At 67.3% G+C, this 16296-nt stretch carries 17 protein-coding genes and 1 tRNA gene; 10 read left to right on the top strand and 8 right to left on the bottom strand.

Translation table 11 applies throughout. The features are described 5' to 3' along the window. From VFT73_RS10815 to VFT73_RS10800, 4 genes are all read left to right on the top strand, one after another. Positions 1 to 2846: transglutaminase domain-containing protein (locus VFT73_RS10815; protein ID WP_326410862.1), on the top strand; the 2846-nt coding region annotated here is incomplete at its 5' end. Between the two features lie 373 nt (positions 2847 to 3219). Then, the gene (gene rplK / locus VFT73_RS10810; protein WP_326410860.1) at positions 3220 to 3651 is read left to right on the top strand and encodes a 50S ribosomal protein L11; all 432 of its coding nucleotides are present in this window, start codon (positions 3220 to 3222) and stop codon (positions 3649 to 3651) included. Between the two features lie 4 nt (positions 3652 to 3655). Beyond that, the gene (gene rplA, locus VFT73_RS10805) at positions 3656 to 4348 is read left to right on the top strand and encodes a 50S ribosomal protein L1 (protein ID WP_326410857.1); all 693 of its coding nucleotides are present in this window, start codon (positions 3656 to 3658) and stop codon (positions 4346 to 4348) included. A 107-nt stretch (positions 4349 to 4455) separates the two neighbouring features. After that, positions 4456 to 4689 carry a hypothetical protein gene (locus VFT73_RS10800; protein WP_326410855.1) on the top strand — a complete coding sequence of 78 codons (234 nt, stop codon included), beginning with the start codon at positions 4456 to 4458 and terminating at the stop codon, positions 4687 to 4689. 19 nt (positions 4690 to 4708) lie between these two features. Here VFT73_RS10800 and VFT73_RS10795 read toward each other — a convergent pair whose 3' ends face one another. Beyond that, entirely contained in the window at positions 4709 to 5629 is a 921-nt protein-coding gene (locus tag VFT73_RS10795; protein WP_326410852.1) for a heme-binding protein, read from the bottom strand. Between the two features lie 310 nt (positions 5630 to 5939). Here VFT73_RS10795 and rplJ point away from each other — a divergent pair, with 310 nt between their 5' ends. Both rplJ and rplL read left to right on the top strand, forming a co-directional pair. Beyond that, positions 5940 to 6455 carry a 50S ribosomal protein L10 gene (gene rplJ, locus VFT73_RS10790; protein ID WP_326410850.1) on the top strand — a complete coding sequence of 172 codons (516 nt, stop codon included), beginning with the start codon at positions 5940 to 5942 and terminating at the stop codon, positions 6453 to 6455. A gap of 25 nt (positions 6456 to 6480) precedes the next feature. Beyond that, on the top strand, positions 6481 to 6864 hold the full coding sequence (gene rplL, locus VFT73_RS10785) for a 50S ribosomal protein L7/L12 (RefSeq protein WP_326410847.1): 384 nt from the start codon (positions 6481 to 6483) through the stop codon (positions 6862 to 6864). A 161-nt stretch (positions 6865 to 7025) separates the two neighbouring features. Here the strand turns inward: rplL and VFT73_RS15305 are convergent, their stop codons facing one another. Both VFT73_RS15305 and VFT73_RS10775 read right to left on the bottom strand, forming a co-directional pair. After that, the gene (locus tag VFT73_RS15305; RefSeq protein ID WP_414712817.1) at positions 7026 to 7619 is read right to left on the bottom strand and encodes a PEPxxWA-CTERM sorting domain-containing protein; all 594 of its coding nucleotides are present in this window, start codon (positions 7617 to 7619) and stop codon (positions 7026 to 7028) included. Positions 7620 to 8476: 857 nt separating this feature from the next. Beyond that, the gene (locus tag VFT73_RS10775; protein ID WP_326410843.1) at positions 8477 to 10546 is read right to left on the bottom strand and encodes a hypothetical protein; all 2070 of its coding nucleotides are present in this window, start codon (positions 10544 to 10546) and stop codon (positions 8477 to 8479) included. A gap of 98 nt (positions 10547 to 10644) precedes the next feature. Here VFT73_RS10775 and thrB point away from each other — a divergent pair, with 98 nt between their 5' ends. The 3 genes from thrB to VFT73_RS10760 all read left to right on the top strand — a co-directional run bounded on the left by thrB (position 10645) and on the right by VFT73_RS10760 (position 12989). After that, positions 10645 to 11583: a homoserine kinase gene (gene thrB, locus VFT73_RS10770; RefSeq protein ID WP_326410840.1), complete on the top strand. Its 939-nt coding sequence runs from the start codon at positions 10645 to 10647 to the stop codon at positions 11581 to 11583. Next, entirely contained in the window at positions 11580 to 12026 is a 447-nt protein-coding gene (rnhA, locus tag VFT73_RS10765) for a ribonuclease HI (protein WP_326410838.1), read from the top strand. Before thrB ends, rnhA begins: the two co-directional genes overlap by 4 nt. Before the next feature lie 171 nt (positions 12027 to 12197). Continuing rightward, positions 12198 to 12989, top strand: a complete 792-nt coding sequence (locus tag VFT73_RS10760) for a Crp/Fnr family transcriptional regulator (protein ID WP_326410835.1) — start codon at positions 12198 to 12200, stop codon at positions 12987 to 12989. A gap of 10 nt (positions 12990 to 12999) precedes the next feature. Here VFT73_RS10760 and hspQ read toward each other — a convergent pair whose 3' ends face one another. Beyond that, positions 13000 to 13371: a heat shock protein HspQ gene (gene hspQ / locus VFT73_RS10755; RefSeq protein ID WP_326410833.1), complete on the bottom strand. Its 372-nt coding sequence runs from the start codon at positions 13369 to 13371 to the stop codon at positions 13000 to 13002. A 124-nt stretch (positions 13372 to 13495) separates the two neighbouring features. Between hspQ and VFT73_RS10750 the strand changes: the two genes are divergently transcribed. Beyond that, positions 13496 to 13585 (top strand) — tRNA-Ser (locus VFT73_RS10750). A 10-nt stretch (positions 13586 to 13595) separates the two neighbouring features. On the opposite strand, the gene VFT73_RS10745 is transcribed toward VFT73_RS10750, so the two are convergent. The 4 genes from VFT73_RS10745 to VFT73_RS10730 all read right to left on the bottom strand — a co-directional run bounded on the left by VFT73_RS10745 (position 13596) and on the right by VFT73_RS10730 (position 16057). Beyond that, on the bottom strand, positions 13596 to 15257 hold the full coding sequence (locus VFT73_RS10745) for an MFS transporter (RefSeq protein WP_326410831.1): 1662 nt from the start codon (positions 15255 to 15257) through the stop codon (positions 13596 to 13598). Between the two features lie 64 nt (positions 15258 to 15321). Next, positions 15322 to 15504, bottom strand: coding sequence for a hypothetical protein (locus tag VFT73_RS10740; RefSeq protein ID WP_326410828.1), 183 nt, complete (start codon positions 15502 to 15504; stop codon positions 15322 to 15324). A gap of 71 nt (positions 15505 to 15575) precedes the next feature. Further along, a complete protein-coding gene (locus VFT73_RS10735; RefSeq protein WP_326410826.1) occupies positions 15576 to 15785 on the bottom strand; it encodes a hypothetical protein in 210 nt (69 codons plus the stop codon). A gap of 65 nt (positions 15786 to 15850) precedes the next feature. After that, the gene (locus VFT73_RS10730) at positions 15851 to 16057 is read right to left on the bottom strand and encodes a cold-shock protein (RefSeq protein WP_326410824.1); all 207 of its coding nucleotides are present in this window, start codon (positions 16055 to 16057) and stop codon (positions 15851 to 15853) included. Positions 16058 to 16296 lie beyond the last annotated feature (239 nt).

Raw genomic sequence — 16296 nt, 5'->3', positions numbered from 1 at the left:
CGCTCCAGCCTGAAGGTCTGCGCATCGGCGACGTCATTGATCTCGCCTTCAGCCGCACGCACCGCGACCCGTCGATGGGCGGCCGTTCCGAGCTGCTGCTGGGGCCGCAGGACGGCGTCGCCTATGGGCGAAACCGCATCCGCGTGCTCTGGCCATCGTCAAAGAAGATCGACTGGCGCGCCCGTCCGGGGGTGATCGACCCCAGGCTCGACAGCTCCGGCCAGACCCATGAACTGGTCTCCGACCTCAGCAACGTCACCAGCAGCCGCCCGCCCGAGGGCGCCCCGTCGCGCTATCGCGTCGTCAACGCAGTCGAGCTCAGCGAATTCCCGGACTGGGCGTCGGTATCGCGCGCATTTGAGCCGCTCTATGCCAAAGCCGGCGCGATTGCCTCTGACAGCCCGTTGAGGGCAGAGATCGCGCGTATCGCAGCGGCCAGTAAGGACCCGAAGGTCAGGGCGCAGCAGGCGCTGATCCTGGTCCAGGACAAGGTCCGCTACCTGTTCCTCGGCATGAACGGCGGCGGCTATGTGCCCGCCTCCGCGGAGCTGACCTGGTCGCGCCGGTTCGGGGACTGCAAGGCCAAGACGGTGCTGCTGGTCGCCATCCTGCGTGAACTCGGCATCGATGCGCGGCCGGTACTGGTCAACACCCAATATGGCGATTTCGTCGCCGACCGGCTGCCGGTGATGGGCGCGTTCGATCATGCCATCGTCGAGGCGCGCATTGGCGGCCGCAGCTATTGGATGGACGGCACCCGCTTCGGCGACCGCCGCCTCGACCAGCTCCGCACGCCCAGCTACGCTGTCGGCCTTCCGCTCGTGTCCGGCGGCGCCGGGCTGGAGCCGCTGATGCCCGAACCGCTGTCCGAACCGACCGAGACGACCAGCCTGGCGCTCGACGCGAGCGCCGGCATCGACGTGCCCGCCCCCGCCAATGCGGAAATGCGTTTCCGTGGCCAGACGGCGGTGGACATGCGGGTCAAATACTCCGGCCTGTCTGCAGCCGACCGCGATGCGGAGCTCCGCAAGCTGTGGCGCCAGACCTATGACTTCGTCTCGCCAACCGCGATCGCGACCAGGGACGATCCCGCCACGGGCGATTTTTTGATCACGATGACCGGCACCGCGCGGATGGACTGGGCCGCCGACGTCGGCACGCGCTGGTACGAAGTCGATCGAGCCCGGCTCGGCTGGAAGATCGACGTGACGCGCGACGGCGTGATCAACAAGGATGCGCCGTTCGCCTTCGACTATCCCGACTGGTGGCAGAGCCGCGAGACCATCAAGCTGCCCTATGCAGGTGCCGGCTTCAGGCTGCAGGGCGGCGCCGTGGATCAGACCGTCGGCGGCCTATACGCCTTCCACCGTTCGGTGAAGATCGATGGCGGCACGGTGACGATGGAATCGGATACGCGCGCGCTCGCAGCCGAACTGCCGGCCGCGCAAGCAGAGGCAACGCGCGCGAAGATGCTGGAGCTCGCCCAGACCGGCGTCTATGTCCGCGTGCCCGAGGATTACCTGCCGACGGACGGCGACATCGCGGCGCTGAAGGACGACAAACCGGCGCTCGCCAAGGCTTACCTCGCGCGGAGCGCCGTTCTGTTCGACCGCGGCGACGTCGCGGCCAGCCTGACCAACGCCGATGCGGCGCTCGCGATCGATCCCGATCTACCCACCGCCAATTCGATCCGCGCGCTGGCACTCGCCAACAGGGGCGACGCAAGTGCGGTGGCAGCCGCCGATCGCGCGCTTGCGAAGGACGCAAACCAGGCGCTCGCCTGGCGGGCGAAGGGCGTGCTCGCACTCAACACCGGCCGCTTCGCGGATGCGGAGACGGCGTTCACGAAAAATCTTGGCATCCTCAACGGTGACGACCGCGCCTATGTCGGGCGCGGGACGGCTCGCGTCGCGCTCGGCCGGTTCGCGGACGGGCTGGCCGATCTCGACGCGGCGCTTCGGCTCAACGCCGACCTGCCTGTCCAGTCGATCCGGGCAGCGGCGCTGCTCGGTCTCGGCCGCCGCGAGGAAGCGCTGGCGGCTGCCGATCGCGGCGTCACTGCGAATCCCGACGATCCCCGCGTTCGGACGATCCGGGTCCAGGTACGATCCGCCCTCGGCATGCGCGAGGAAGCGCGCGCCGATCTCGACCTGCTGATCGGCAAGGAACCTAAGGCCGCCTATTATATATCCCGTGCAGCGCTGTGGCCGGATACGGAACGCGCGAAACGCTTGGCCGATCTCGACGCCGCGTTGCGTCTCGATCCGCGATCGGTGGCAGCCCTGCAGGTCCGCGCTGCCGACGCGATCGAACACCGCGCGTTCGAGCGCGCGCAGGCCGATATCGCGGCCGTCGAGCGGATCGATCCGAATGCGCAGGCGCTGGCCGCGCTAAAGACGAGTTTGCTCGCCAAGCAGGGCAAGCCGCAGGAAGCACTCCGTGTCGCCGACGCAGAGGTCGCGAAGCATCCGGCCGACGCGCGCGTGCTCAACGAGCGTTGCTGGCTGAAGGCGACGTTGAACGTGTCCGCCGACACCGCGCTCGCCGATTGCGATTCGGCGCTGAAGCTTGCGCCGGACAGCGCTGCGATCCTCGACAGCCGCGCCTTCGCCAAGCTGCGCATGGGCGCGCTTGACGGGGCGCTGGCGGATTATGACGCAGCGCTCAGGATCGTGCCCGACCTGCCCGCCTCGCTCTATGGCCGAGCGCTCGTCAAGGCGCGCCGCGGCGACCGCACGGGCGCCCTCACCGACCTTGCCGCCGCCCGCAAGCTCGCTCCGGCCATCGACGCGCGCTTCGCCGATTTCGGCATGCCGGCGCCCGACGCGGCAGTCCCGGCGCGGTAATCCTGCTCCCCCACACGCCCGCGGCTGCGGAACAGGCAAATAATCCTGTCCTACACCACTGGCGCCGCGATAGCCTCGCCGGATGCTGAATCGTCCCCATCCCCGGTCGCGCCCTCCCGATATCTCGCGGCCGTTCGACAGGCCGAAAAATGTTCCGGAATCCATGTGAATGTCATCAACTTCGTCCGGATGGCCCATGTCGTCCATGTCCACCGCGGCCGCCCTTCCCTTCGCCCCCGTTTTCCGCTAATGGCGCCCGCTTCCAAGCGACAGCTCTGGAATCTGCGGGAGGATGCTTTGGCATCCGTCTGGACCGCTAAACTTGAAACGGGCCGGCGGCTTCATGCCCTCGGTCCTCTACAGAGTGAGTAAGATGGCAAAGAAAATCACCGGCTATATCAAGCTGCAGGTGCCCGCCGGCGCCGCCAATCCGTCGCCGCCGATCGGCCCGGCTCTGGGTCAGCGCGGCGTCAACATCATGGAGTTCTGCAAGGCGTTCAACGCCTCGACCGGCGACCTCGAAAAGGGCGCGCCGATCCCGACGGTCATCACCGTCTATGCGGACCGCAGCTTCTCGTTCGAGACCAAGACGCCGCCGGCGTCGTTCCTGCTGAAGAAGGCGGCGAACCTGAAGTCGGGCTCGAAGGAGCCGGGCAAGTCGTCCGCCGGCCGCATCAAGCGCTCGCAGCTGGCCGAGATCGCCCAGGTCAAGATGAAGGACCTGAACGCGAACGATATCGAGGCTGCAACGAAGATCATCGAAGGCTCCGCCCGCGCCATGGGCCTCGACGTGGTGGAGGGTTAAGACCATGGCCAAGCTGACCAAGAAGCAGAAGAATTGGGCCGTGGACGCAGAGAAGCTCTACGGCGTTGACGAGGCGATCGGCCTCGCCAAGCAGTATGCGACCGCCAAGTTCGACGAGACCATCGAGGTCGCGCTGAACCTGGGCGTCGATCCGCGCCACGCCGACCAGATGGTCCGCGGCGTCGTCACCCTGCCCAAGGGCACCGGCAAGACCGTCCGCGTCGCCGTCTTCGCCAAGGGCGCGAAGGCCGACGAGGCGCGCGAGGCCGGGGCCGATATCGTCGGCGCCGAGGACCTGCTGGAGACCGTGCAGGGCGGCACCATCGACTTCGATCGCTGCATCGCCACGCCGGACATGATGGGCCTGGTCGGCCGTCTCGGTAAGGTGCTCGGCCCCAAGGGCCTGATGCCGAACCCGAAGCTCGGCACCGTGACGATGAACGTCGGTCAGGCGGTCAAGGACGCCAAGGGCGGCCAGGTCGAATACCGCGTCGAAAAGGCCGGCATCATCCATTCCGGCATCGGCAAGGCGTCGTTCCCGGCGGAAGACCTGCGCGCGAACTTCGACGCGCTTGTCGATGCGGTCGTGAAGGCCAAGCCGTCGGGCGCCAAGGGCAAGTACGTCAAGAAAGTGGCGCTCAGCTCCTCGATGGGGCCGGGCATCAAGGTCGACGTCGCCGAAGTCGCGGCGGTCTGATCGGCAACCGACGGCAAATAACGAAAGGCCGGGGTTCGCGCCCCGGCCTTTTTTGCATGTCGCGGCCGTCTTTGTTATCAAGCCTGTCAACAACAGGAGGTTGATCTATGTTGCTTGAAGTGGTGACGAGCATTCTTCTGGCCGGTTCTCCGCAAGCCGCAGCGACGCCGCCGGCCGAACGGCCCGTGGAAAAGAAGATCTGCCGGAAGGAAATCGAGACCGGCTCGCTGATCAAGGGCCGCAAAATCTGTCACACCGCCAGGGAGTGGCAGAAAATCTCCGACGCCAGCCGCGACGACGTCGAGCGCACCGTCTCGATGGGCAGCAGGTCAGGCCAGTAAGCGCCTTTGGCGGCGGGGCTCATGCCCCGGTGCCGCCGTCGTCGCTGAGCGCGATCATCACTTCGTTGCGGCGCATCGGTCCGGGCAGGAACGGCGCATTGTAATAGGCATGCACCGCCTTGCCCTCGCTCGGCAGGCCGCGCAGCTGCAGCCAGGAACGGAGCGCGCCTTCCTTCGCCGCCAGCGTCGCCTCGTCGGCGCGGCCGGAGAAGCGGATGACCGCAACCCGCTGCGCGGGCTCTGCAGTCAGCTCGACGCCGGACGGCGGCTTGGGCAGTTCCGCACGCGCCTTGCCGGTCGGCATCACGAAGCGCGTGCGCCAGCTGCCGTCGCCGTCGGTGTCGGACAGCACCGGCGCAGTCATCGGCAGCTTGGCGCCCTCGCGCGACTTGGCGAATAGATAGTCGGCCAGCGTGCGGAAGCCTTCGGTCAGCGCCGCCTGGCGCTCGCCGCGATGCTCGGTCCCGGCGGTCACCAGCGCCGGATATTTGCGGATCTCGATCGCGCTGTCCGATTCGACAGTCTGGTAGCGCGGCTCCTCCGCCCGCGACGCCCGCCAGACGAAGAAAGCGCCGGCCACGACCGCCGCGGTGCCCAGAGCGGCGAACAGGCCGGTGCGCGGCGGCACCTCGGCGACGGCGCGCCTGACGGTGTCGACCGCCTTCTCGACCGCGGGAGGAATGGCGGCAGTCTTGGGAGCGGCCGCGGGCTTCGGCGCTGCCGCCTTGCGCGGTGCCGCCTTGGGCTTCGCCGCGCTCTTCTTTTCGACCGCGGGCGCGCGCGACTGGCGCTTGGGGGCAGGCTTGGCCGCGCCTTCGGCCTTGGCCGGGCTCGCCACCTTCGTCTTGCTTGCGCTCAATGCCTTGGCCTTGGGCTTGGCAGCCGCCGGCTTGGCGGTGCGGGTGCGTTTCGGCTTTTCCGGAGCGGGCGTGTCGGCCATTTCTCTTCCCTTGTTCTGGTCGTTACGCTGTTAGCCCCGAACGAGCGGCAAAGGCCAGCCGTTCCCTTGACCCACCCACGAAAATCGCTATAGGCGCGCGCTTCGACATGGGGCCTGCCCCGCGTCGTTGCCGTCCGAGACAGCTGGTGTCCTGAGCGAAAGCGAAGGGCTTAATCTCCAGCCGAGACGGGGAAGAGATTTCGGGTCTGCCGCTCCGCCCATGGGCCGAGCCGCCAAGCCGCGCAACCATTCCCCTCGGACAAGTGAGCCGGCGCACGGAGCGTTTCCGTGCGCCACAAAGGAGAATGGCATGGATCGAGCTCAAAAATCAGAGCTGGTCGAAGAGCTGAACGGCACCTTTGCCGCAACCGGCGTTGTGGTCGTCACCCTGAACAAGGGCATGACCGTCAAGCAGTCGACGGACCTGCGGAACAAGATGCGCGAAGCCGGCGCCAGCTACCAGGTGGCGAAGAACCGCCTGGCGAAGATCGCGATCCAGGGAACGCCCTATGCCAGCATCGGCACGATGCTGTCCGGGCCGACCGGCCTCGCTTATTCCAACGACCCGGTTGCCGCCGCCAAGGTGGCCGCCGACTTCGCCAAGACGACCGACAAGTTCGAGATCGTCGGCGGGGCGATGGGCGAGACTGTCCTGGATCCGGCGGGCGTGACCGCACTCGCTTCGCTGCCGTCGCTCGACGAGCTGCGCGCCAAGATCGTGGGCCTCATTCAGGCGCCTGCGACGAAGCTCGCGCAGATCGCTCAGGCACCGGCGGCCCAGCTTGCCCGCGTGTTCGGCGCCTACGCCGCCAAAGAAGACGCTTAATCTCATTTAGATACGGAGAATACCAATGGCAGACCTTCAGTCCCTCGTTGACCAGCTTTCGTCGCTGACCGTTCTGGAAGCGGCCGACCTGTCCAAGATGCTCGAAGAAAAGTGGGGCGTCTCGGCCGCCGCTGCGGTCGCGGTTGCGGCCCCGGCTGCTGGCGGTGCCGCCGGTGGCGCCGCCGCTGCGGAAGAGAAGACCGAGTTCGACGTCATCCTGACCGGCGACGGCGGCAAGAAGATCAACGTGATCAAGGAAGTCCGCGCGATCACCAACCTCGGCCTGACCGAGGCGAAGGCCCTGGTCGAGGGCGCGCCGAAGGCCGTCAAGGAAGGCGTGTCGAAGGACGAGGCCGAGAAGCTGAAGAAGCAGCTCGAGGAAGCCGGCGCGACGGTGGAACTCAAGTAAGCCGCAGCGGGCGAGACGATTTAGCGACGCTCAATCGCACGCCCGCAAGGCCGGCCGGCGGCGCCCTGGCGCCGACCGACGTCACGGGACCTAGTCCCGTGACGGCCCCAGCCGAAGGAAAAAGCAAGGGGCGGTCCGGCGACGGGCCGCCCCTTTTCGCGTCAGACGAACGCGACGCGCAACGCTCGCCGCCGCATTGCCGCGCCGGCCAGGCCGAAGCCCGCGATCATCAACGCCCAGCTCGCCGGCTCGGGGACGCCGTTGAAGGCGTCCTGCGCCAGCGCGAAGCGGCCGATATCGCCGCCGGCGGCAAGTCCGGCTTCATTGTCGAAGCGCCAGTGGATGCCGCCCCACAACCGGCTGTCGGCAGCATCCTGCGCTGCCTGCGCGAGGCCGGTGAAGCACCGCATGTCGGTTCCGATCGTGTTGCAGAAGGCCTGATCGGAAACGAGCCCGAGCAACACCGCCGCGGCGGCACCCGACTGGATCGAGTGCGCCGAGGAATAGCTGGGATGATTGGGCGTCCCGAACAGGGGACTCCAGCTCGCATCGGCCTCGGTGTCGTCGTTGCCGTCGGTTGCCGCCTCCCGAATGGCCGTGATCGGCCGCCAGAAACTATACTCGTACTTCGTGTCCCAGACCGAGATGAACGAGTCGGCGATGGCGGTCGACAGCTTCGCCAGCACGCGCGCGTTGTTCAGCGTCGTGAGGTGGTCATCGGCGATCACGTCGACCCCGATCCGGATCCACGTCATGCCGTTCGAGATGTCCCAGAACAAGGCGCTGTCGGTCTGGTCCTGGGTGCGGGTCAGGCTGTTGCTGGCGCCGATCGCCTTCACCTCGTTGAACGCGGCCGTATATTGCGCGCTGGTGAGCGCAGGCGGCGGACCGGCCCGGAATTGGTCGTTCGAGGTCATCAGGAACGGCTTGACGTCGGCCCATTGCGGGGCCGCAGCGGGCAAATTGCCGGTTGGCGTCGGTCGCCATTGGCCGGGCGCCGTGCCCGGCGTGTAGGGGACGACGGCAGTCGCGCCGTCATTCTGGCGATTGGCGAGCATGGCGGCCGCATAGGCAGCACCCGTCGCCTGGCCATTTGTTTTCGCCGTTCCCGCGCCGACCAGCGCAAGGCTCGACGCCAGCGCGGCGTCATATGTGCTTGCATGCGTTGGATCGACGGCGACCAGCACGTCGTGGGCCGCCATCGATGCGGCGGCGCGGACGTTGCCGCCCGGCGCGGTCACGCCCTGATTATAGTAGTTGCCGGCGCCATTGTACGCGCGGTTCACGGCATCGTACATCGCGGTGTTCACCATCGCGACCGCCCGCGACTGGGTCAGCGGATTGCCGCCGAAGGTCTTCACGGCAAGGTCGTTCCAATACAGAACGGGATCGTCGTGGACGGTGATCGCCGCGCCGGCCGGCCCGGCCCAGGCCAGCGCCGTCGCCAACACCAGCGCAGTCTTTACGCTCGTCTTCATTGTTCTACTCCCCTGATCACGGGCTGCATGGAGCCGCGAGTCGGGAGCATGCCCAACGGGAGTCCGCCGAGCGTCATAGAGGCGTTAGAGGAGCGTTAAATCGTGTCCACGCGCGTGTTTATGTCGCTTTTGTCCTAAACCGGAATCGGGCCGACTGCGCGCCTTTCGCGCTGAATATGGTCCTTCAGACGCTGGCGGAGCTGTTCGAACCGCGGATCGCCGCGAAGGCTCGCAAAGGACGGAATGTCCGCCATGTCCGGCAACGGGGTCAGCGGCGTATATTGCCAGCCCCGGTCGATCGCCGTTTTCAGCGCCGCAAGTGCTTCTTCTTTCCGTCCCTGCGCCGCCCACACGCCCGACGCGCCGGCATACATCCAGTTCGGGACCGCACCGTGGCTGAAGCTCCGTCGGATGGCGGCATCGGCCCTGCCCAGCAGTGCGTTTGCTTCCCGTTCTCGCCCCATTGCCCGAAGGGCGAGCGCAACCTGGAGCCCATGGGTGATAAGGTCCACATTGGACGGATTGCCAGTTGCAAGCTCCGCCAGAAGGCCGACGCGCCGGTCATAGGCGGCAACGATTTCGGCGGCTCGCCCGGCTCTTAGCGTTTCGCGCAAGGCCGTCAACGCCAGAGTAGCGGCAGGATCGTCCACGGTCGCAGCGATCAGCAGCGGTTCCAGCTCCCCGGGTGCCGGCCCTGCCCCGCTGACGACGCGCCACAGGGGAGGCGGCAGACGCAGCAGCAAGCGCGCCGGCTGCTGATAACCAAGAATCAGCAGCGCCATCCCAAGCTTGAAGTCGGCAGCATCCGCCTCGGTGAGTCGTGCGCGCGCCGCCACCGTATCGCGCACGACGCTGGCATAATCCCCCCGCGCCATATCGACGGAATAGCCGCACAGGTAAGACAGGCGCGGATCACGCTCGCGCAGCCGGGCGACATAGGAATCGGCTTCGTCGTTATTGCCGAGCTCCCAGGCCGCAACCGCGGCCGAGCCCGTGGCCCGATGCCACAACGGATCAGCCGCTGCCGCCCGGCGAAGCGCCTGAAGTCGTCCGACATAATCGCCCTCGATGCCAAGGACGTTGCTCAACCAGAACTGGATTTGCGGATCGCTCGAATCAAGCCGGGCGGCCTTCTTGACGGCCGCACGCGCTTCATCCGACTGGAAGCCCAGTACCATGCCGAGGACGCCGTTCGCCATCGCCGAGTTCGGATCGAGCTGGATCGCGCGCCGGGCAAGGCGCTCGGCCTCGGCAAAGCCGTCAGGGGTCCGGTTGCTCATGGCGATGATCGCCGCGAGATCGGCCATCACGAGCACATCGTTCGGCGCACGCGCCAGCGCCCGCCGCAGAAGCTGGGTCGCCATCGGGAATTCGTCGCCGTTGCGCTGGTAGATGATCTGATGTGCCGCGTCGTAAAGCTCACGCACGTCGCGATCTGGTTTCTGAGCAACGGGAGCGTCGGCGCGTAACCACATCGCGCCGCCGATCGCGCCGGTCGAAAGAAGGACCGCACCCGCGACAGCAACGGCTCGCCAATTGCGCAGCGGTTTTGTCGCGGCGAGTTTGGCTGGCGGCATTGGAGCGTCGGACTCGGCCGGCACCGGCGTGCGGTCGTCCGGGTTGAGTTCCAGCAGCCGCGCGTGCAGCGCTCGCGCCGCGCGCGCTTGACCGACGGCCAGTGCACCGGCCGAGGCATCCGCCACCAACGTGACCAGCAGGTCGCGCTGCCGTGTCCGTTCTACCCGCAGCCATTCGTTGAAGCCTGGATCGATGCCGTCCAGATTGGCGAACAGCAATTCATCCCCGTCCGGCAGCGTCGCGAGCAAAGCGGAAAAATCTTCGGCGTCCAACAATGCCCGCATGGCATCGATATCCGTCGTCACGCTGTCTGGCACGAGCGTCACGGTCTCGCGGTCTATCAGCAACAGACCGCCGCCATTGGCCAGATCGCGCAACTCGAACAAGGTCTGCCTGAGGCTGCCCCGCGCCTGTTCCTCCGCGCGGTCGCCCCACAGCAATCCGGTCAGCTTCTCGCGGCTGACCGCCTTGCCAGGATGAAGCACCAGATAGGCAAGCAGCGCGCGCGCCTTGCGCCCGCGCGGGCGCAGATCGGCCCCGGTCGCACCGTCTTCGATCGCGAAGTCGCCCCAGCAGCGCACGAGCGTGCGCTGCGCAGCTTCGCCAGCCCAGAGACGAGACGCCATCGGCCCGCTCCTCCCGATGCCCGACATACAGGATTGCCGCGCGATCCGCGACTCTTACAGCGCTTCCCTTTTCCGCCCGGCTATCCGATCAGGACGCCATGGCCGTCTACACCCAGGTCCCCACGGAAGAGCTCGAGGCATTGATCGCGCGCTACGGCGTCGGGGCACTCGTTTCCGCCAAAGGCATCGCCGAGGGGGTCGAGAACAGCAATTACCTGGTCGACACCACTGGCGGGCGTTTCATCCTGACGCTTTACGAAAAGCGCGTCGACGAGGCGGACCTGCCCTTCTTTATCGCCTTGCTCGATCATCTGGCGGCGAGCGGCAATCCGGTACCGCGGGCACTCGCCGACCATGAAGGCCGGCAGGTCCAGCGCGTCTCAGGGCGTCCCGCCTGCCTGATCGAATTCCTGCCTGGCGTTTCCGTCACCCGCCCGACACCCGCGCAGGCGCGATCCGCGGGCGCGGCGCTCGGACAGATGCACGTGGCGTTGCAGGATTTCGACAGAGAGCGGCCCAACAGCCTCGGCCTCTCCGGTTGGCACGCGCTCGCCGAACGATGCGGCGATCAGCTCGACAAGATCGCACCGGGTCTCGGCGCGCGTGTCGCGGACGAGCTCGCCTGGCTGGACGGGCACTGGCCGGCCACGCTGCCCCGCTCCGTCATCCATGCCGACCTGTTCCCGGACAATGTGCTGATGCTGGGCGACCGGGTGACCGGGCTGATCGATTTCTACTTCTCCTGCACCGAACTCCGCGCCTGGGACCTGGCGGTGATGCACGCCGCCTGGTGCTTCAGCCCCGATGGCGCGCGCTACGACGCCGCGCTCGGCGATGCGCTGGTCGCCGGCTACGACGCCGCGCATCCGCTGCTGGACGAGGAGCGCGCCGCTTTCCCTGCCCTCGGCCGCGGCGCGTGCCTGCGCTTCCTGCTGACCCGCGCCTGGGACTGGCTCAACACGCCCGCCGATGCGCTGGTCACGCGCAAGGACCCCCTCGCCTTTCTGCGCCGGCTCGACCACTACGCACGCGCATGAACGAACTCCCGCTGGTCGAGATCGCCACCGATGGCGCGTGCAAGGGCAATCCGGGCCGGGGCGGCTGGGGGGCGATCGTCCGCTATGGCGAGCGCGAGAAGGAGTTGAGCGGCGGCGAGCCGACCACCACCAACAACCGGATGGAGTTGACCGCAGCGATCGAGGCCCTCAACGCGCTGAAGCGCCCGTGCCGCGTCAAGCTGTCGACCGACAGCCGCTATGTGATGGACGGCCTCACCAAATGGCTGAAGGGCTGGCAGCGCAACGGCTGGAAGACCGCCGACAAAAAGCCGGTCAAGAACGCCGATCTTTGGCAGGCGCTGATCGCCGCCGCCGCACCCCACCGCATCGAATGGACCTGGGTGAAAGGCCATGCCGGTCATCCCGACAACGAACGCGCCGACCGACTTGCCAGCGACGCCGCCAAGGCCCAGCGCGGCTGAGGGCGCCAGGTCTCCAAACATCCCCAATTCCTCGTTAGGCCGCATTTCTGTTCCGGCTTGGCACAGAATGTGGCATCTTATGTCGGCTCGCGGACAGACGTGCCGATCAGGTGGCGATAGTCGTTGCTCAATCGGCTGCGCCCGCTGTGGGCCAGTCGCGCCGGGGGGCGTATGAGTAACGATAATAACAACTTCCGCAGCAATGGCGCGACTCTGAATGTAGCGCTTCAGTTCGCGGGAAACCGGCTGCTCGCGTCGTTGAACCCGACGGATCGAGCCTTCCTCGAACCGTCGATGTCGAGCGTGCTGCTGGCGCGCGGCGACGTACTGTTCGAGCCGGGCGAGGACGTCACCCACACCTGTTTCCCCGGCCCCGGCGTGGTCGCGTCGCTGGTCGTGACGATGGCGGACGGCCGCGCGGTCGAGGCCGTGACGATCGGCCGCGAAGGCGCGATCGGCGGCATCGTCAGCGCCGGCAACAAGCCGGCCTTCGCGCGCGCGGTCGTCCAGATCGGCGGCACGGCCCTCAGGATGGAAACCTCGGCATTGGAAAGCGCGAAGGAGCGGTCGAGCGCGATCCGCGACCTGTTCAGCCGCTACGCCGACACGCTGCTGGCCCAGACGATGCAGTCGGTCGCCTGCAATGCGCTGCACGCGATCGACGCGCGGCTATGCCGCTGGCTGCTCACCACGCATGACCGCGTCGATTCGGACGAGATCGCGCTGACGCAGGAATATCTGGCCGAAATGCTGGGCGTGCAGCGCACCACCGTCAGCGGCGTCGCGCGGGTGCTGCAGGAACGCGGCCTGATCAGCTACAGCCGCGGACGCATGGTGATCCTCGACCGCGGCGCGATCGAGCAATGCGCGTGCGAATGCTATCAGAGCGTCCAGAGCCATTTCCGCGCCGTCCTGCCCGATGCCCGGCCGCAGAAAGTGATCGACGCGAAAACGGCGAGCTAGGCGCCGCCGCTCAGTGCCGGTGTTCGCGGCGGAGCTGATAGCGGCCGTCGCGGAATGCCTCGAACAGGCCGGAGATCGCCGGGTGATGGACCGGCGCCGCATCGGGATCGGCGAGCAGATTCTGCTGGCTCACATAGGCGATGTAGCTGCTGTCCGAGTTCTCGGCGAGCAGGTGATAGAAGGGCTGGTCCTTGGGGGGGCGCACATCCTCGGGGATCGCCTGGTACCATTCCTCGGAATTGGCGAAGACGGGATCGATGTCGAACACCACGCCGCGGAAATCGAACAGCCGGTGGCGAACGATCTGGCCGACCGAAAAGCGCGCGTGCACGATCGGCGGGGCAGTCACATCGGTTTCGGCCAGGGGATAGGGCGTGTCCATGGTCCGAGCCTATTTAGGGAGGCGAAGGGCCTCCGCCAAGCAGACGCTTGTGCCCCGCTTCCCGTTCCGCTAGGGGCACCGCTTCGCTCGACCGGGCGCCGATCCACGGCCCCAAGCATCTCGCGGAGAGGTGGCTGAGTGGTCGAAAGCACCGCACTCGAAATGCGGCGTGCCGGCAACGGTACCGAGGGTTCGAATCCCTCCCTCTCCGCCACTTCCATCCGTCAGCTCGACCGGCTCGGGTCCGTCAGCGGGTCGGCGATTTCCGGGTCGAGCGTGCCGCGGCTGATCGTCGGGGCGCGGGTCTGGCGCTCGATGCGGCGGTGGACGATCGGGTCGCCTCCGCCTTGGTGGAGCGCGAGCAGCTCACGGCTGTTCTCGGTATCCGCGTGGGTGCGCCGCTGGTTGTGGCGGACATAATCCAGCCAGGTCGCGACATGGTAGCGCTCGATCCACAGCTCGGGCTCCATCAGGTCGCGCAGCAGCGTCCAGTGGCGGGCGCCATCGCGCCGGCGGATGCGCTTGCGCTCGTCCATCGCGGCCAGGAAGCGCGGCAGGTCGGCGGCCGCGATCCGGTACTCGATCGTGACCACGATCGGTCCGCTGCGAGGCAGGATCGGCACGCTGGTGACTGGCGCGGTCCAGTCGCGCAGGTCGAGGTCGAGCTCGGCGATATCGGGAAGCGCGAAGACGAACCCGAGCACCAGGCTCACCAGCTGCAGCGCCGCGGCGACGAGCAGCGACGTCGCGACGCCGTCCACCTCGGCGACGATGCCGAACAGCCAGCTTCCCGCCGCCATGCCGCCGAACGCGGCCATCTGGTAAAGCGCGAGCGCGCGCGCGACCACCCAGCGCGGGGTAGACAGTTGCACCGAGACATTGAATGTCGACAGCGCCAGCACCCAGCCAGCGCCAGCGAACAGCAGGCCGGCGATCGTGATCGGCAGCGTACGGCTGAGCGCGGCGACCACCGCCCCGGCCGATAGCGCCAGTACCGCCGCGCGCACCACGCCTTCGGGCCTGAGGCGCGTGCGCAGGCGGGTCGTGCCCAGCGCCCCGCCGATCGCGCCCAGCCCGAAGCCGCCCAGCAACAGGCCGTAAGTCAACGGCCCGCCGGCCACGAGGTCGCGCGCGACCAGCGGCATCAGCGCCGGCACCGCGCTCGCCGCGACGCCGAACACAAGCGCGCGCATCAGCACGAGGCGAAGGCCCGGCGACATCGCGACATAGCGGACGCCCGCCATCATCGCCGTGCCGATCGGCTCAGGCGGCAATCGTCCTTCGATAGGATGCGGACGCCAGCGGGCGAGCACCGCGATCAATCCGATATAGCTGAAGGCGTTCGCGAGGAACGCCGCGGCGGCGCCGGCGGCGGCAACGATCGCGCCGCCGATCGCCGGGCCGACGCTGCGCGCGATGTTGAAGCCCATGCTGTTCATCGCGACCGCGCCGGGCAGCGCCGCCCGCGGCACCATGTCGCCAACCGAGGCCTGCCAGGCAGGTCCGTTCAGCGCCGTCCCGCAGCCGATCAGGAAAGTGAAGCCCAGCAGCAGCCACGGCGTCAGCCACCCCGCCCAGGCGAAGACCGACAGCGCCGCCGATACCAGCAGCATGAAGATCTGCGCAGAAAGCATGACCTTGCGCCGGTCCAGATTGTCGGCAATCGCGCCGGCAACCAGCGACAGCAGCATGATCGGCAGCGTCGTCGAGGCCTGGACCAGCGCGATCAGCTGCGGCGACGCGCCCAGTGCGATCATCAGCCAAGACGCGCCGACCGACTGGATCAGCCCGCCGAAGTTGGAAACGATGCTCGAAATCCAGACGGCCCGGAAGATCGGGACCGAAAGCGGCGACATCGCGGGCCGTGGGGATTCTCGATCGGCCATCCGCACCGCATTGGCCGTTCGCGCGACGAAAGCCAATCCGGCTTTGCAGCCGGAACGAGGAAGCCTAGCTGGCCAGCTTGGCGGTCAGCCGCTCCTTCAGCTGGCGCTGGATGACAGACCCGGCGAGATGCGCATCGACCGAATCGCGCTGTTCCTTCTTCAGCTGCGACCGGATGTCGGCGACCGTCCGGCACGAGCCGGTCTCTGCCAGGGTGAAAGCTCTTTCGATGGTGGTCAGTCCGTCCAAGGGAACGCTCCTTTCATGAGCGTAACGCCTGAGGAACGATTTCTGTCCGTCGCAGCCGAAATTTACGGCGTTCAGCCTTCGACTTTCATCGGTTGTGCGATGTTCGCGGCGGCAGTGCGCTCGGCGCGCATCCGGTCCGTCCGCTCGATCCGCGCGGCCATTTCGTGCCACGCCGCCGCAGAGCGCAGGCAGCGCTCACGGACATTGTCGAGAGTCGCAGCCTCGGCTGCCGCTTCGGCGGCAAGAGCCTGCGTGCGATAATGATCGGCCTGGTTCGTCATCTGCTCCTCTCGGTGTGAAGGTGAAAGGACGGGCGCGGCACGGCCGGCCCGTCCCTCATCGAGGTTCAGGCGCTCTGGAGATTGACCGCGCTGGTCTTGCCGCGCCGGTCCGTTTCCAGCTCGTAGGACACACGCTGGTCGCGATCGAGCGTACGCATACCGGCACGCTCGACGGCCGAAATGTGGACGAACGCGTCGCTGCCGCCGTCCTCGGGCTGGATGAAGCCATAGCCCTTCTCGGCATTGAAGAACTTGACGGTGCCGGTGATCATTGAGGGTCTTCCTTCTTCGGGGCGCACCGACTGCCGGCACGCCCGGGCATCAGCTGCAGGGAGAGAAGGAAGAAGGAGCCGCAAAGCGCCAAAGACCGTCAGTTTGCGACTGGAGCCGGCGACATATGAGCCTTCCGCGCCGGAAAGCAAGGGAGCGCCGTGTTGCTGTGTCGGCTTACCGACAGACTCGCGGCCCGCCGGGTGCTATTCTGCTTGCAGATAAGGGGGTTGCGATGGCG

This window comes from Sphingomonas sp. (assembly GCF_035758555.1).
In the GTDB taxonomy this organism is placed as follows: Bacteria; Pseudomonadota; Alphaproteobacteria; order Sphingomonadales; family Sphingomonadaceae; genus Sphingomonas_B.
Note: the sequence above shows the minus strand (reverse complement) of the source record. Positions and strands in the feature narration are given on the sequence as shown.

What these genes read in the sequence shown, in the direction of transcription:
- thrB (WP_326410840.1), top strand. Translation starts at nt 10,645, where the DNA reads ATGGCCGTCTACACCCAGGTCCCCACGGAAGAGCTCGAGGCATTGATC.
- VFT73_RS10735 (WP_326410826.1), bottom strand. Translation starts at nt 15,785, where the DNA reads ATGACGAACCAGGCCGATCATTATCGCACGCAGGCTCTTGCCGCCGAA.
- VFT73_RS10745 (WP_326410831.1), bottom strand. Translation starts at nt 15,257, where the DNA reads ATGGCCGATCGAGAATCCCCACGGCCCGCGATGTCGCCGCTTTCGGTC.
- VFT73_RS10760 (WP_326410835.1), top strand. Translation starts at nt 12,198, where the DNA reads ATGAGTAACGATAATAACAACTTCCGCAGCAATGGCGCGACTCTGAAT.
- VFT73_RS10795 (WP_326410852.1), bottom strand. Translation starts at nt 5,629, where the DNA reads ATGGCCGACACGCCCGCTCCGGAAAAGCCGAAACGCACCCGCACCGCC.
- rplK (WP_326410860.1), top strand. Translation starts at nt 3,220, where the DNA reads ATGGCAAAGAAAATCACCGGCTATATCAAGCTGCAGGTGCCCGCCGGC.
- hspQ (WP_326410833.1), bottom strand. Translation starts at nt 13,371, where the DNA reads ATGGACACGCCCTATCCCCTGGCCGAAACCGATGTGACTGCCCCGCCG.
- rnhA (WP_326410838.1), top strand. Translation starts at nt 11,580, where the DNA reads ATGAACGAACTCCCGCTGGTCGAGATCGCCACCGATGGCGCGTGCAAG.
- rplA (WP_326410857.1), top strand. Translation starts at nt 3,656, where the DNA reads ATGGCCAAGCTGACCAAGAAGCAGAAGAATTGGGCCGTGGACGCAGAG.
- VFT73_RS10730 (WP_326410824.1), bottom strand. Translation starts at nt 16,057, where the DNA reads ATGATCACCGGCACCGTCAAGTTCTTCAATGCCGAGAAGGGCTATGGC.
- VFT73_RS10800 (WP_326410855.1), top strand. Translation starts at nt 4,456, where the DNA reads ATGTTGCTTGAAGTGGTGACGAGCATTCTTCTGGCCGGTTCTCCGCAA.
- VFT73_RS15305 (WP_414712817.1), bottom strand. Translation starts at nt 7,619, where the DNA reads ATGACGTGGATCCGGATCGGGGTCGACGTGATCGCCGATGACCACCTC.
- VFT73_RS10775 (WP_326410843.1), bottom strand. Translation starts at nt 10,546, where the DNA reads ATGGCGTCTCGTCTCTGGGCTGGCGAAGCTGCGCAGCGCACGCTCGTG.
- rplJ (WP_326410850.1), top strand. Translation starts at nt 5,940, where the DNA reads ATGGATCGAGCTCAAAAATCAGAGCTGGTCGAAGAGCTGAACGGCACC.
- rplL (WP_326410847.1), top strand. Translation starts at nt 6,481, where the DNA reads ATGGCAGACCTTCAGTCCCTCGTTGACCAGCTTTCGTCGCTGACCGTT.